This is a genomic window from Nocardia sp. NPDC051052 (assembly GCF_044456045.1).
In the GTDB taxonomy this organism is placed as follows: Bacteria; Actinomycetota; Actinomycetes; order Mycobacteriales; family Mycobacteriaceae; genus Nocardia.
The window spans coordinates 67713-82438 of record NZ_JBITFL010000022.1; the positions used below are offsets into that span (position 1 = coordinate 67713).

15 protein-coding genes are annotated in these 14726 nt (G+C 67.7%); 11 read left to right on the forward strand and 4 right to left on the reverse strand.

Annotated features, from left to right (window positions below; genetic code table 11):
* Positions 1-66: 66 nt before the first annotated feature.
* Both ACIBCN_RS42595 and ACIBCN_RS42600 read right to left on the reverse strand, forming a co-directional pair.
* Complete coding sequence (locus tag ACIBCN_RS42595; RefSeq protein WP_396998334.1) at positions 67-1173, reverse strand: DUF4185 domain-containing protein; 1107 nt, start codon at positions 1171-1173, stop codon at positions 67-69.
* Between the two features lie 177 nt (positions 1174-1350).
* Positions 1351-2112, reverse strand: coding sequence for a crotonase/enoyl-CoA hydratase family protein (locus ACIBCN_RS42600; protein ID WP_396998335.1), 762 nt, complete (start codon positions 2110-2112; stop codon positions 1351-1353).
* 159 nt (positions 2113-2271) lie between these two features.
* On the opposite strand from ACIBCN_RS42600, the gene ACIBCN_RS42605 reads away from it, so the two are divergent.
* The 3 genes from ACIBCN_RS42605 to ACIBCN_RS42615 are packed head-to-tail and all read left to right on the forward strand — an operon-like array spanning position 2272 to position 5215.
* Positions 2272-3804, forward strand: coding sequence for an acetyl-CoA acetyltransferase (locus ACIBCN_RS42605; RefSeq protein WP_396998336.1), 1533 nt, complete (start codon positions 2272-2274; stop codon positions 3802-3804).
* The gene (locus tag ACIBCN_RS42610) at positions 3801-4565 is read left to right on the forward strand and encodes a crotonase/enoyl-CoA hydratase family protein (RefSeq protein ID WP_396998338.1); all 765 of its coding nucleotides are present in this window, start codon (positions 3801-3803) and stop codon (positions 4563-4565) included. The genes ACIBCN_RS42605 and ACIBCN_RS42610 overlap by 4 nt, the downstream gene beginning before the upstream one ends.
* 50 nt (positions 4566-4615) lie before the next feature.
* Positions 4616-5215 carry a TetR/AcrR family transcriptional regulator gene (locus ACIBCN_RS42615; RefSeq protein ID WP_396998339.1) on the forward strand — a complete coding sequence of 200 codons (600 nt, stop codon included), beginning with the start codon at positions 4616-4618 and terminating at the stop codon, positions 5213-5215.
* Position 5216: 1 nt separating this feature from the next.
* On the opposite strand, the gene ACIBCN_RS42620 is transcribed toward ACIBCN_RS42615, so the two are convergent.
* A complete protein-coding gene (locus tag ACIBCN_RS42620; protein ID WP_396998341.1) occupies positions 5217-6008 on the reverse strand; it encodes an alpha/beta fold hydrolase in 792 nt (263 codons plus the stop codon).
* A gap of 345 nt (positions 6009-6353) precedes the next feature.
* On the opposite strand from ACIBCN_RS42620, the gene ACIBCN_RS42625 reads away from it, so the two are divergent.
* The 5 genes from ACIBCN_RS42625 (at position 6354) to ACIBCN_RS42645 (ending at position 10121) form a co-directional block, all read left to right on the forward strand.
* A complete protein-coding gene (locus ACIBCN_RS42625; protein ID WP_135233911.1) occupies positions 6354-6578 on the forward strand; it encodes a hypothetical protein in 225 nt (74 codons plus the stop codon).
* The gene (locus tag ACIBCN_RS42630; RefSeq protein WP_396998343.1) at positions 6565-6861 is read left to right on the forward strand and encodes a hypothetical protein; all 297 of its coding nucleotides are present in this window, start codon (positions 6565-6567) and stop codon (positions 6859-6861) included. Before ACIBCN_RS42625 ends, ACIBCN_RS42630 begins: the two co-directional genes overlap by 14 nt.
* A 138-nt stretch (positions 6862-6999) precedes the next feature.
* On the forward strand, positions 7000-7335 hold the full coding sequence (locus ACIBCN_RS42635) for a hypothetical protein (protein WP_396998344.1): 336 nt from the start codon (positions 7000-7002) through the stop codon (positions 7333-7335).
* Between the two features lie 138 nt (positions 7336-7473).
* Positions 7474-8694 (forward strand): acyl-CoA dehydrogenase family protein, encoded by a 1221-nt coding sequence (locus ACIBCN_RS42640; RefSeq protein ID WP_396998346.1) that lies wholly within the window; start codon positions 7474-7476, stop codon positions 8692-8694.
* Complete coding sequence (locus ACIBCN_RS42645; protein ID WP_396998347.1) at positions 8691-10121, forward strand: LLM class flavin-dependent oxidoreductase; 1431 nt, start codon at positions 8691-8693, stop codon at positions 10119-10121. The genes ACIBCN_RS42640 and ACIBCN_RS42645 overlap by 4 nt, the downstream gene beginning before the upstream one ends.
* 8 nt (positions 10122-10129) lie before the next feature.
* Here ACIBCN_RS42645 and ACIBCN_RS42650 read toward each other — a convergent pair whose 3' ends face one another.
* Positions 10130-10618 (reverse strand): GAF domain-containing protein, encoded by a 489-nt coding sequence (locus tag ACIBCN_RS42650; RefSeq protein ID WP_396998349.1) that lies wholly within the window; start codon positions 10616-10618, stop codon positions 10130-10132.
* Between the two features lie 98 nt (positions 10619-10716).
* Between ACIBCN_RS42650 and ACIBCN_RS42655 the strand changes: the two genes are divergently transcribed.
* The 3 genes from ACIBCN_RS42655 (at position 10717) to ACIBCN_RS42665 (ending at position 14690) form a co-directional block, all read left to right on the forward strand.
* Positions 10717-12102, forward strand: coding sequence for a styrene monooxygenase/indole monooxygenase family protein (locus ACIBCN_RS42655; protein ID WP_396998351.1), 1386 nt, complete (start codon positions 10717-10719; stop codon positions 12100-12102).
* 120 nt (positions 12103-12222) lie between these two features.
* Positions 12223-13338 carry a dimethylsulfone monooxygenase SfnG gene (gene sfnG, locus ACIBCN_RS42660; protein ID WP_396998353.1) on the forward strand — a complete coding sequence of 372 codons (1116 nt, stop codon included), beginning with the start codon at positions 12223-12225 and terminating at the stop codon, positions 13336-13338.
* A complete protein-coding gene (locus ACIBCN_RS42665; RefSeq protein ID WP_396998354.1) occupies positions 13338-14690 on the forward strand; it encodes an acyl-CoA dehydrogenase family protein in 1353 nt (450 codons plus the stop codon). The genes sfnG and ACIBCN_RS42665 overlap by 1 nt, the downstream gene beginning before the upstream one ends.
* Positions 14691-14726: the final 36 nt, after the last annotated feature.

The window sequence follows — 14726 nt, forward strand, 5'->3', positions numbered from 1 at the left end:
CATACGTGAAGTCATGTTGAGGTCAAGGCCGTGCCGGATCGTGCGGAACCCGGTGCTGGAAAGCCCTTACAGCGGGGTGCGCATGAGCAGCACGTTGTACTGACTGTGCACGGTCGTGAGGTAGTACAGATCACGCCCGGTCTGGTACGGGAAGATCGACGGTGCGTACGCGCTGGGCAGTTCCCTGGTGTCGATCAGCACCTCGGGATCGCTCCACGGACCGGTCGGCGCCGACGCGCGGCGCATCACCACCGAGTTGAACGGGTCGGTGGTGAGCGAGATGTACTGGCCGAGATAGGCGTTGTACATCACGGATAGTTCGCCGACGCCCCACATGATCGGTGCCGCGGCATTGACGTCGCCGCGTTTCCACGCGCCGCCGTCCCAGTATTCGTACGCGCCGAGGTCGGCGATCTGGGCCTCCGGAACCCGCGCGACGAACGCCTGCTGGTTGCGCCCGGACGGGGTGCCGTACTCGTAGACGAAACCGCCGTCCTTGAGGAAGGCGTTCATCTGGAAGTTGCTGTTGCCACCGTCATCCGGGCGGCGGGTAGCGGGCAGCTCACCCCAGGTCTCCCCGTTGTCGCCGGAGGCGGCGAGTCCGGAATAATTGGTTGTCCACTGCCCGACCTCGTCCCAGCTGCGTACGGACATGAGGCTCATGAATTGGACTCCGCCGACCGAGATGCCCGCCGTGGGAATGCGGCTAATTTCCAGAAACGGAATTTTCGGGCTCGGAATCAGATCGCGCGCCTGACCGAAAACATCGCGCACAACGCTGTCGAAATAGATGCCACCAGACGGGTTCTGGGTGTGGCTGCGCGTCAGAATATTGGACCGCCACGACCACATACTTCCGGCCAGCAAGTTCGGAAATCCGACGCCCGCGGTATCGCCGAATGCGGTCAGCAACTCGCCGTTGCCGTTGTCCCACATGATGCCGAGGTCGGTGCCGAGCACGTTGTAGGCCTGCGTGTTGTTCGGGCTGGCCATGCCGGTCATCTGAAACACGGCCTTGGTGCGTCCGCCGAGGTTGGGCAGGCCGTTGCTGCCATTGAGTACCGGAATCGGATTGATGGTGTTCGGGTCCGCGATGGCGGGGGTACTCGCAGTGATAAACAATGCCGAAGCGCCCGTCAACGCTGAAAGCAAGATGGCTGCCGTCTTGGTCAAAGTCCGTGCGCCCTCCGTCTCCTCGCCGAGAGCAGCGCGAAGCACGGACTACCGCAAGACACAGACCACTCGCGGTGTGCAACGCACCACAATTCGACTGGCTGGCAAATCTCTAGGAAATGCTAGCAGTGCCGTAGTCGAAGATGTGGTGCGTCGCGCAAAAGGGCGCGGCGACCGCTAGCTCTTGGTGGGCCTACCCCGGGTCGTGGCCAGCCGAATGATCAGCGGCAGCTGCGTCGCGCGTTCCACTGCGAAGGTGCGGCGTGTCGAGGCCTCCCACGCCTTGTCGAACAGTCGTTTGACACCGGCGACGGCATGCGGCGAGCGGGTCGCGATGCGGTCGGCCAGCTTCTCCGCTGCCGCGAGCGGATCCGCGGTGACCTCGGTGACCAGGCCGATGCGCTCGGCGTAGGCGGCGTCGACCGTGTCGGCGGTCATCGCGAGCAGCAGCGCCTTGTCGACGCCGATCAGCCGGGACAGGGTGGCCGCGCCGGTCATGTCGGGCACCAGGCCGTGCTTGGCCTCCATCACCGAGAATTCGGAGTCCGGTGTGGCGAAGCGGAAGTCGGCGGCCAGGGCGAGCTGTAGCCCACCGCCGTAGCAGCGGCCGTGCACCGCGGCGATCACCGGAACCCGCAGCCTTCGCCACGCCCAGCACGCTTCCTGGAATCTGTTGGTGCCGCGCCACGGCAGCGGAACGAAGCTGCGCACGATGGACAGCGGGTCGCCGGTCGCCTTGGCGATGTCCAGGCCACTGCTGAAGCTCGGTCCGTTGCCGGACAGGATGACCGCGCGCACGTCGTCGCGACCCGCGATGGTGTGCGCGGTGGCGATCAGGTCGCCGAGCATGTCGATGGTGAGGCCGTTGTGCTTGTCCGGCCGATCGAGGGTGACGTAGGCGCGGTCGCCGTCGAACCGCAGCGCGATGTTGGTGCCCATGCCCGGATCTTACCCGTGAGTCAGTTCGGCGGCAGGTGACCATTGCCCGGTCGTGCGGTCTCTGTTCTAATCGAACCCGAGTTACCGTCAATGCTGACGGTATCCGCGTCGACTCGGCCCTAGCGCGCGTCGACGCCCCGCAAGATCATCGGAGGAACAATGCTGCCAGCGGGAATGGATCCACGGACGCCGGTGCTGGTCGGTGCCGGGCAGGTGGTGCACCGCAGCGGCGAGTCGGGGCTGCCGGGCCCGGTCGAACTCGCCGCCGAATCCCTGCGCCGCGCGGGCGCCGACAGCGGCACCGGCGATCGGCTGCTGCGCGCCGCCGACCTGATCGCGGCCGCGGCACCGGTGAGCAGGCCGTATCCGGATCTCGGTGCACTGGTCGCGGCCGAGCTCGGCGCGTCCCCGAAGCGCACGACGCAGTCGGTGCGTTTCGGTGGCGACGCGCCGCAACGCCTGCTCAACACGGTCGCCCAGGCAATCGCCGACGGGCAGTCCGACATCGCCTTGATCACCGGCGCCGAGGCGGTGGCCGCGTGGAACACCGCCACCCGCACCGGTGCCACCCTGCAGTGGCCCGAGCAGCCCGACGATGCGCGACCGACCGAACTCATCGGCTCGGATCGCGCGCCCAACTCCGACATGGAAACCGCGGCCGGGCTGTGGGGTCCGGTGTACTTCTACGCGCTGATGGAAACCGCGCTGCGTGGTCGGCTCGGGCTGAGCGAGGGCGAGCACCGCGCGCGGATCGGCGGACTGTGGTCGCGGCTGTCCGCCGCGGCGGCGGGCAATCCCTATGCGTGGCAGCCCACAGCGCACACCGCTGCCGATCTGACCACGCCGACACCCGCGAATCGGATGGTGTCTACGCCGTATCCCAAGCTGCTCATCGCGAATCTTTCGGTGAATCAAGGTGCCGGGCTGATCGTGTGCAGCGCGGCCGCCGCCACCGCGGCCGGGGTGCCGCGCGACCGGTGGGTGTTCCCGCACGGCGGTGCCACCGCGACCGACGAGTGGTTCGTTTCCGAACGCGCGGACCTGGCCGCCTCACCCGCCATCGCGGCCGCCGGACAGGCCGCCCTCGGCGCCGCCGGCATCGGCATCGACGAGGTGGCGCACATCGACCTGTACTCCTGCTTCCCGGTCGCCGTGCAGGTGGCGGCCGCGGCGCTCGGGTTGCCGATCGACGATCCGGCCCGGCCGTTGTCGGTCACCGGCGGGCTCACCTTCGGTGGCGGTCCCGGCAATAACTACAGCACCCATTCGATCGCGACATTGGTCGGTTTGTTGCGCGAGGAACCCGGTGCTTACGGTCTCGCCACTGCGCTCGGCTGGTACATCACCAAGCACGGCGTCGGCGTGTACTCGGCCGAACCCCCTGCGCAGCTGTTTCATTCGATCGAGGCGGCGGTGCCCGTCGCCCGTCGCGACGCCGCGCCCGGCTACACCGGACCGGCCACCGTCGAGTCGTACACCGTTGCCTATCGCAAAGGCCCCGCGCCCGACCACGCCGACGAACCCGAAGCCGTCGTGGTCAGCGCGCTGACGCCGAACGGTGCCCGCATACTGATCCGGGCGTCCGACGCCGAGACGGTCGCGGCGTTCGATGACGGCGACCCGCTCGGCGCCGGCGCCGATATCACCGCCGCAGACAAGCTCACCCTGGTCTCCGAGAGGACTGTCCGATGAACGACTTGATCCTGGTCGAACGGCGCGACGCCATTACCGTGCTGACCGTCAATCGCCCCGGGGCCCGCAACGCCATCAACCTCGCGACCGCGCAGGCCATCGAGACCGCCATCGACGAGTTCGAGGCCGACGACACCGCCAGGGTGCTCGTACTCACCGGCGCGGGCGGAACCTTCAGTGCGGGCATGGATCTCGTCGCCGCGTCAAAGGGTGAGATGCCGATGACGCAGCGGCGCGGGCCGCTCGGCATCGCCGCGAAACCTCCGGTGAAGCCGATGATTTCGGCGGTCGAGGGTTTCGCGCTGGCCGGTGGCTTCGAGCTGGCGTTGTCCGGCGACCTCATCGTCGCCGCGAACAACGTCCAGTTCGGCATCCCGGAAGTGACGCGCGGCCTGGTTGCCGCAGGCGGCGGCGTGCTGCGCCTGACCCAGCGCCTGCCGCGCAGCATCGCCGCCGAGCTCGCGCTCACCGGCGGACGGATCGGCGCCGAACGGCTCTTCCAACTGGGCCTGGTCAATCGGATCACCGAGCCCGGCGCCGCACTGGAGGTGGCTCTGGAACTGGCCGCCGCGATCGCCGCCGCCGCGCCGCTCGCGGTCGCCGCGAGCAAGCGGATCATCGACGAGTCGCCGGACTGGACGGTGACCGAGGCGTTCGCCAAACAGGGCGAAATCGCTTTGCCCGCTTTATTTTCCAAGGATGCTGCCGAGGGCGCGCTCGCGTTCGCCCAGAAGCGCGAACCCCAATGGCGGGGACGCTGACTTCCGCCGGGGAACGGGTCAGGGAGACGCAGGCGCAGCGCCGAGCGCGCATGCGCACGCGGCTGCTGGATGCGGCGGTGGAGAGCCTGATCGAGGTCGGCTACGCGGGTACCACCACGCTCGAGGTGCAGAAGCGGGCCGGGGTACCGCGTGGCACGCTGCAGCATCACTTTCCGACCAAGGCGGATCTGCTCGCCGGCGCGGTCGAGCATCTCGCCGCCCGCCGATTCGACCAGCTGACAAGGGAATTCGCGGAACTTCCGGCGGCGGCGGATCGGCTGGAGGCCGCCGTCGAATTGACCATGCGGATGCTCAGCGGCCCGTCGTTCTGGGCCGCGCTGGAAATGTGGGTTGGTGCGCGCACCGATCCGGAACTGCTTGCGGCGTTCCTGCCGCTGGAGCATCGGCTGTTCGAGTTGATGCACACCAGCATTCGGGACGTCTTCCGCGCGGAGTTCCCGGATGACCCTCGGGTGCCGACGATCACCGAGTTCACCATCGAGATCATGACCGGTCTCGCCCTGCGGGTGCTACTGACCGGCGAGGTGGATCGGAACCGAATCATCCAGCACCGCTGGCGGAATGCGGTACGCATCCTGCTGGGTACGGCGCATCCGGACACGCTGACCGAGCCGCGTCAGGAGCGATGACCTACTTGCTGTTTCTGCCGACGGTGTCCAGCACCGCTTGCGCGCACGCGGCCGGGTCGTCGTAGAACGGCGTGTGCCCGCTGCCGTGCAGGGTGCGGTGTTCGGCGTCCGGTAGTTCCGCTCGGGCACGGCGGCTCTGCGTGCGGTAGGTCAGCAGGATGTCGCGGTTGCCCCAGGCGATGGTGACGGGAATGTCGGCCAGGCCGCCGATTTCGGGCAACTTCGCGTTGTCGAACGAGGCGAGGGCGGGCTCGAATCCCGGTGCGTCGGCCGCACCGTTCGCGGTATCCACCGCCACCTGCGTGCTGACGGCCCATGCCTTACCGAAGACCAGGCTCAGAAACAGCGTTCGGCCCGCGGCGGTGCCGAGGATCGTCGGCAGCGCCGGTTTCAGTTGGCGCGCGAGCATCCGCGACTTGCCGAGCGACTGCTGACACCAGACGCGACCAGCGTTGTCCCAGAACGCGATCGGCGAGAACGCGGTGACCGAACGGGCCAGCCCGCGGGCGCCGAGATTCAGCGTGATCAACCCGCCCATCGAGTTGCCCACCAGGTGTGGCCGATCGATCCCTTGTGCGGCAAGGAATTCGGCGAGCGCATCGGTGAGTGTGTCGACGGTCGTTTCGGCCAGCGGCGCCGAATCGCCGAAGCCGGGGAGGTCGACGGCGATCACCTCATAGGACTTGGCGAGGGTGTCGATGATCGGCTCCCACACCTGCCACCGGCTGCCGATGCCGTGCACCAGCACCAGCGGTTCACCCGAGCCGACCCGATGATGGTTCAACGTAGTCACGCTTGTCCGCCTCTCCGCGTATTCAGGCCAGACTCGGGTGCCGCGAGAGCGGCGTTGGCGACCGGCGGTGCTGTGGTGATCGAGCTGGCCGGTACCCGGTGAGTTACCGGTGTGCCGCTGTGTTCGGTCGCCGCGTTCACCGCGATCACAGTAACAGCAGTCACCAGCCATCAGTTGTGCCATTGCGTGGGTCTTTGTGCTGACGAACCGGCTGATTTCGCCAGCACATGGGTAACTCGCCGGGGACGGGCTAACGCTCGAGTCGCAGCACCGGCGGCCGCCAACGTTGCCACCGCGGCACCTGAATCTGGCCTGAATACCCGGAGAGGCGGTACGGTAAATGGTATGGCAACGCGTAAGGTCACCCTTTCGCTGGACGAGGCCGCCTGGTCCTTCGCCGAGCAGGCCGCGGCCCGCGCGGGCATGTCGCCGTCGGCATGGATATCGAAGGCCGCTCGGCGGGAAGCCGTGCGCACCGGGTGTGGTCCGGCACCGGACGTGACGGCTCAGGCCGCCGCGGATGCGGCCGAGATGGCTGCCGCCGAGGAGGCGATGCGTGCGGCGGGGTGAACTGTGGATCTACAACCCGCATGGTTCGCCGCGACGCCGCACAGTCGTGCTCATCAGCAGTGACGGCATCAACGAGTCGCCGAGGCCGTGGTTGATCGCCGCCGAGGTGGTCGAGGACGATCCGCAGGACATCCTCGCGGTGCCGGTGGAACGTTACGGCTGGGTGCACGCCGGGAATATCGGCCGCATCTTCCGGGGGTGGCTCGCGGAACGCGTCGATGACATGGAAACCGAGACGCTGGAACGCCTGGATACCGCGCTGCGCGCCGCGATGGATTTGTGAAAACGCGGCCTCGCGCATTCGCGACTCGCAAGCGCTCCGTGCGGACCGCGCGAAGGTTTCCGACCTGATCGGTACCATCGTGGCCGACGTCCCACAGCGTCCATTCGACGGTGTTCCATTCGACAGATAGGGATTCAGGTGCGGATCTCCCTGATCGCCGCGGCGCTCATCGCGCTGCCGGTGCTCGCGGCATGCGGCAACGACAAAGCGGCGGCAGCGCCGACCGTGACGCAGGCGGACCTCGCCAAGTCCCTGCAGGACAAGGGTCTCAAGAGCCAGCAACTCGCCGACTGCGCCGCGAAACTCTTTGTCGACCAGGGCATCTCGCAGGACGGCCTGCGCGTGATGGTGAGTAACGAGTACGACTCCAAGGCCGCCGACCAGGAAACCCTCGGCATGAGCAAGGACGACGCGGAGAAGGCCCGCACCGCGAGCGCCCGCATCGCCACCGAATGCATCACCGCCCCGCACTGACCGCGCCGGGCTACGACAGGGGCGATCCTCGGTCGTGATCCGGCGGGCGCCGTCGGCCACCTGCTGCACCGGGCCACCATTTCGATCGCGGTGCGCGCAACCCGTGAGCCGAGCACGGTGCTGCGCCATCGTGGGGTGATGACATCCCTCGAGGCCAAATCCGCCACAGATTCCGAACTGGATGCGGTCTTCGGACCGATCTTCGAGCGCATCGCGCAGGGGGCGGTGGCGCGGGAAGTCGATCGTCGCCTGCCGTTCGAGGAGGTGGGATGGCTGCGCGAGGCGAAGTTCGGCGCGCTGCGGGTGCCGGTCGAGTTCGGCGGCTACGGCGTCTCGGTGCGGCAGCTGTTCCGGCTGCTGATCGAGCTGGCGGCGGCCGAGTCGAACCTGCCGCAGGCGCTGCGCGTGCACTTCTCGTTCGTCGAGGACCAGCTGCTTGCCGAGCCGGGGCCGAGTCGCGAGCAGTGGCTGCGGACGGCGACGAGCACGCTGGTCGGCAATGCGATCACCGAACCGGGGGTGGGTGCGGTCGACCGCTACCGGACGCGGCTGGCCGAGCACGGCGACCGCTGGCTGCTCAACGGTGTGAAGTACTACAGCACCGGCTCCCTGTACGCCGACTACATCCTCGTCGCGGCCGATCGCGACGGTGAGCGCGTTGGCGTGCTCGTCGACGCGAATGCCGAAGGCGTGCGCCAGCACGACGACTGGGACGGCTTCGGGCAGCGGCTGACCGCCAGCGGCACCACGGAATTCACCGACGTCGTAGTGTCCGACGAGCGAATCCTCGGCCCCGGCTACGGCGCACCCGGCCCGACCTACGCGACCTCGTATCTCCAATTGGTCCAGCTCTCCGTGCTCGCCGGCATCGCACAGCGCGCCGAGCTGGACGCACGGGAGTGGGTGGCGGGACGCACGCGCAGCTACTCGCATTCCACGGCGGGCGTGCCGCGGCAGGATCCGCTGGTGCAGCAGGTGATCGGGCGCCTGTCGGCGGCCGCGTTCGCCGCCAGGTCTACCGTGCTCGCCGTCGCCGATGTCCTCGATGAGGTACTCGCCGGTGGCGCCAACGACGAAAAGTCTTTGGTGGCAGCCGAACTTGCCGCCGCACAGGCGCAGCTCGCGGTGATCGATCTGGTATTGCCCGCCACCACGCTGCTCTTCGAAGTCGGTGGCGCGTCGGTGGTTTCGGAACGCCAACGGCTGGACCGGCACTGGCGCAACGCACGCACCATCTCGGTACACAACCCGGCCGTCCAAAAGGCAAGGGCGATCGGCGATCACCTGCTCAACGGTGCCGACCTGCCGTTCGCCTGGAGCGCGGGCGAACGCAAGCCCGCGACGGAGGTGGCGCAATGACCCGCCGAATTCGCTTCAACGCCTTCGACATGAACTGCGTCGCCCACCAATCGCCGGGACTGTGGCGGCATCCGGACGATCAGTCGCACCGGTACAAGGAACTCAGCTACTGGACCGACCTGGCAAAACTATTGGAGCAGGGGCGATTCGACGGTATCTTCATCGCCGACGTGCTCGGCACCTACGACGTCTACGGCGGTACCGATGTCGCCGCACTGCGGCAGGGCGCGCAGATCCCGGTCGCCGATCCGCTGCTGCTGGTCTCGGCGATGGCCGCGGTCACCGAGCACCTCGGGTTCGGCATCACCACCGGCACCGGGTTCGAGCATCCCTTCCCGTTCGCGCGCAGGCTCTCCACCCTCGACCACCTGACCAATGGCCGCATCGGCTGGAACGTCGTCACCGGCTACTTACCTTCGGCGGCACGGAACTTCGGCGCCGACGACCAGCTCGACCACGACGAGCGCTACAACCAGGCAGACGAATACTTGGAGGTCCTGTACAAGCTGTGGGAAGGCTCGTGGGAGGACGACGCGGTGGTCCGCGACGCCGCGTCGGGCGTCTACGTCGACCCGACGAAGGTGCACCACATCGGCCACCAGGGTAAGCACTTCACGGTGCCCGGCATCCACCTCTCGGAGCCGTCACCGCAGCGCACGCCGGTCATCTACCAGGCGGGCGCCTCGACCCGCGGCGTTCGCTTCGCCGCGGAGAATGCCGAGGCCATCTTCATTGCCGCACCATCGAAACGGCTGCTCGCCCAGACCGTTTCCCGAATCCGCGCGGCGCTGCGGGACGCGGGTCGCGATCCGTACTCGGCCCGGATCTACGCGCTGGCGACCATCATCACCGACGCCACCGACGAGGCGGCACAGCGGAAACATGAGGAGTACCTGTCCTACGCCAGCATCGAGGGCGGCCTCGTCTTCATGTCCGGCTGGATGGGCATCGACCTGTCCGGTTATGACCTGGACGATCCGATCGGGCAGGTGCAGAGCAATGCCATCCAGTCCGCCGTCGCCGCCTTCCAGGAGTTCGACGACGACGGCCGCGAGTGGACGGTGCGCGACATCGGCCGCTGGGCGGGTATCGGCGGCATGGGTCCGGTGTTCGTCGGATCCGGTGCCACCGTCGCGGACCTGCTCCAGGAATGGGTCGCCGACACCGATCTCGACGGCCTAAACCTGGCCTACGCGATCACCCCGGGTTCGTTCGAAGACGTTGTGCAGCACGTTGTTCCGGCCCTGACCGAACGCGGCGCCTACGCCACCGACTACGTCCCCGGCACGCTACGCGACAAACTGTTCGAGGCAGGCGATCGGTTACCCGACGAGCATCGCGGTGCGCGTTACCGCGTGGGCGCACCCGGCTCCACCGCGCTACCCGACGAGGTCTCGCGTCCAGGAGCCGTCATCGCCGCGCCGTAGACCGGCCGTTAAGCCCGGAGGGCATCGAGGAAAGCCTTGGCGATGGATTCCAGCCCGTCCTTGTCGATTTCATCGAATCGGTCCGGTTTCGGGCTATCGAGATCGAACACCCCGATGAGCGCGCCATTGTGCACCAACGGAATAACGACCTCGGAGCGTGTTTCGGCGTCGCACGCGATATGGCCGGGAAACGCGTGCACATCGGGCACCAGCTGAGTTTCCCCGGTCTGTGCCGCCGTGCCGCACACACCCTTCCCGATAGGGATGCGGACGCACGCGGGCTTGCCTTGGAAGGGTCCGACGACGAGCTCGTTTCCGTCGTAGAAATAGAACCCGACCCAATTCAGTTCGGGCAGCGCGTGGAATACCAGCGACGCGAGATTGGCGGCGTTGGCGACGCGGTCCGGCTCGCCCGCCACCAGCGCCTGCGCCTGCGCGGCGAGCTGCTGGTACTGCTCGGCCCGGTCTCCGGTCAGCTCGGCAACGGTGAACGACATGGCCCGAATGGTACGCCAGCGAAAACTCCCGTCTGCTCATTGATTCTCGCTGATCGCAACACTCACGAGGGCCGTGTCACACCCCGGATGATCCGAGCATGACAACGCAGAATTCCGTTCCCCGTTCCACCCGTTCGGCCGCGGTAATCGGTGCCGGCCAAACCGGCGTCACTGCGGCACTCGGCTTACTCGACGCCGGATTCGACGTCACGCTCTACAGCGACCGCGATCAGCGTGCGCTGCGCGACGACGTTCCCGCCACCGGCACCGCGCTCGAATTCGGCATCACCCAGCAGGCCGAGTCCGCGCTCGGACTGGACACCTACACCGCGCGGGCACCGCGGCACACCGGACTCAGCGTCCGCATCGCCGGACCGGATCGCGCCGAATTGATCCAATTCGACGGCCATTTCGACGGTTACGTCGGCGTCGCCGTCGACACCCGCCTGAAGGCCGACGAACGACTGACCGCCTTCCAGGAACGCGGCGGCCGTTTCATCGTCGAGCAGGTGACCCCGGAAACCCTCGACACGATCGCCGCGGCCAACGCCCTCACGCTGGTCGCCACCGGCCGCGGCGGACTGTCCGACCTGTTCGCGATCGATCAGACGCGCACCCCCTATGACGCACCGCAGCGCTCGCTGCTCACCGTCACGGTGACCGGAATCGGTTACGACAAGGACGTTTTCGCGCACCGCAGCCCGGCGGGTGGCGGACACAGCGGCTTCTCCATCCTTGCCGAGCAGGGTGAGGCATGGTGGGGGCCTTACCTGCACAAGGACGCGGGCCCGAGCTGGGCCTTCCTCGGCTGGGCCCGGCCGGGCAGCGAATGGGAAACCCGGTTCGCCGCAGCGGATTCCGCCGAGTCCGCGCACCGGATCGTGCAGGATCTGTACCGGGACTTCATCGATTGGGATCTGCCCGAGGTGCTGGCCACCGAGGTGATCGCCGATGACCCGCATTCCTGGTTGAAGGGCGCGGTGCGGCCGGTGGTCCGGTCCGCCGTCGGGCACACCGCGGGCGGGCACGTGGTGGCCTCGCTCGGTGACACCTCCGCCGCGTACGACCCGATCGCGGGCCAGGGCGCGCAGAGCGGGCTCATCCAGGCCCAGCGGCTCGTCGCGGCCGCCGCGGTGCACGACGGTGCGTTCGACAAGGCCTGGTTCGACGAGCAGTACGCGGGCTTCCTCGCGGTGCGTGGCGATGCCGCCAGCAAGGTCACCCGGCTGTTCCTCGGCGATCCGGAGTTGGCCGACATCGGCAATACGCTCTTCGCCGCGGCGAGCGTCGACCCGAAGTTCGCCGCCGCCCTGGTCGGCCTGCTGCACCACCCGCAGCCGTTCCTCGCGGTCGACTCGGTGGCGGCGGCCAACGCCTTCATTACCCGTGTCACCGGCGAAGACGCGGAGGCGCTGCTCGGTCGCTTCGCGCCCGCCGGAAAGTTCGTTCGATCGACCTTCGCGAACACCCTCACCAACGCCTGAGACCCCAACACCGCCCGCACCGCGATCCGATCGCACAGATTCAAACCCTCGTGCCGCTCGGATCGCGGTGCTGGAGTGGGAGGAGATCGACGGCTACCCCCGACCCCATGGAGCAACGCTATGACCACGGAGCAGATCGCCGATGAGATCACCTTCGCCTACTGGGTGCCCAATGTCAGCGGGGGATTGGTCACCAGCGAGATCGAACAGCGCACCGGCTGGGATTTCGAGTACAACAAGAAACTGGCGCAGACCGCCGAGAACAACGGCTTCGAGTACGCGTTGTCGCAGGTTCGCTACACCGCGTCGTACGGCGCCGAGTTCCAGCACGAGTCGACCTCCTTCAGTCTCGCGCTGCTCGGCGCGACCGAACGGCTGAAGGTGATCGCGGCCATTCACCCTGGCCTCTGGCACCCGGCGGTGCTGGCGAAGTTCGGCGCCACCGCCGATCACCTCTCGAACGGCCGCTTCGCCATCAACGTCGTATCCGGTTGGTTCGCTGGCGAATTCACCGCGCTGGGCGAGCCGTGGCTGGAGCACGACGAAAGGTACCGGCGCAGTGCCGAATTCCTCGAGGTGATCCGCAAGATCTGGACCGAGGACGAGGTGAACTACGGCGGCGACTTCTACCGGATCCGTGACTTCACGCTCAAGCCGAAGCCACTGAACACTCCCGAGCGCCCGAATCCCGAACTGTTCCAAGGCGGTAACTCGACCGCGGCGCGTCGCAATGGTGGCCGCTACGCCGACTGGTACTTCTCCAACGGCAAGGACTTCGACGGCGTCACCGAACAACTCGACGACCTGCGCGAGGTCGCCAGGGCCAACAGTCGCGAGGTGAAGTTCGGCCTGAACGGCTTCATCATCGCCCGCGACACCGAGAAGGAGGCGCGCGACACCCTGCGCGAGATCATCGAGAAGGCGAACAAGCCTGCGGTGGAAGGATTTCGGGACGCGGTGCAGCAGGCCGGTGCGTCCACCAAGGACCGCAGGGGCATGTGGGCCGACTCGTCGTTCGAGGATCTGGTGCAGTACAACGACGGTTTCCGCACCCAACTGATCGGCACGCCGGAGCAGGTGGCCGAGCGCATCGTCGCCTACCGCGACCTCGGCGTGGACCTGATCCTGGGTGGTTTCCTGCACTTTCAGGAGGAGATCGAATACTTCGGCGCGAAAGTGCTTCCGCTGGTTCGGGAACTGGAAGCCGCGCGACGGCCGGTCGCGGCGGTCGGCTGATGACGGTGTCCGATGGGCGGCGCTCCCGGTCCCCTGAGTGGTCACAATCCGGGGCCGTCGCTCTCGCCGCCGAGGTAGCGGCCGACCGAATAACGTCGGCCGCGCATGCCTTTTCGGTCGCCGAACAGCTCGCGGCCGATTTCGCCCAGGGGGCGGCCGCGCGGGATCGCGGCCGGATCCTGCCGCATCAGGAGGTGGAGCGGCTCGCGGCCAGCGGGCTGCTCGCCAGCACCGTGCCCGCCGAGTACGGCGGAGCCGACCTGCCGCCGAGCGCCGTGGCCGAGGTGGTGCGCACCCTCGCGGCCGCCGATCCGAATATCGCGCAGATACCGCACAGCCACTTCGTGTACGTGAATCTGGTGCGGCTGGCAGGCACCGCGGGCCAGCGGCAGCGCTACTTCGCGCAGGTGCTCGACGGTGCGCGGATCGCCAACGCCCAGTCCGAGCGCGGCGGCGCCACCATCGCCGACATCTCCACCACCCTCCGGCCCGCCGGGCCGCGATTCCGCATCGACGGGCGCAAGTTCTATTGCACCGGTTCGCTGTTCGCGAATCTGCTGGCCGTGCTGACCAGGCTCGACGACCCCGCGGGGCACACCGGTCTGGAGCCTGGGGAGTACATCGCCTACCTACCCGTCGATACCTCGGGTGTGCGGATCATCGATGACTGGAACGGCGTCGGCCAGCGCACCACCGGCAGCGGCACCGTCACCTTCGAGGACGTGCTGGTCGAGCGGGACCAGCTGATCCGTCGCTCCGCCGCCGTGCAGGCACCCACCGGCTACGGCGCGTTCGCGCAACTGCTGCATGTGGCCATCGATGCCGGGATCGCGCGCGGCGCACTGGCCGCCGCGACGGAATTCGTGCGCACCACGAGCCGCCCGTGGTTCGAGTCCGGTGTCTCGAACGCCATCGACGACCCGCTGTTGATTCAACGTTTCGGCGAACTGTCCGTCACGGTCACCGCGGCCGAGGCAACCCTCGCCGCGGCGGGCGTCGCCGTCGACGCGGCCACCGGAGCACGACGGCAGGGTACTTCGGAACCCCCCGTCGGGGGGCTTGCCGGATTCGCCTCGCGTGGCACAGTTGATAGCGAACAAGACAATGCCGCCGGTCGGGCATCGCTGGCGGTAGCCACCGCGAAGGTGCTTGCCGATCGCGCGGCCAACGAGGTGTCGAGTGCGCTGTTCGAGGTGGGTGGAACACGCAGTGCCGCAGCCGATCTCAATCTTCATCACTTCTGGCGCAACGCGCGCACGCATACCCTGCACGACCCGATCCGATGGAAGTACCAGCACCTCGGCCGTGCGCTGTTGCACGGCACCGCGCCACCGCTGCACGGGGTGATCTGACCGGTCGTCCGGTCGAAACAGCATGTGATCGAAAAG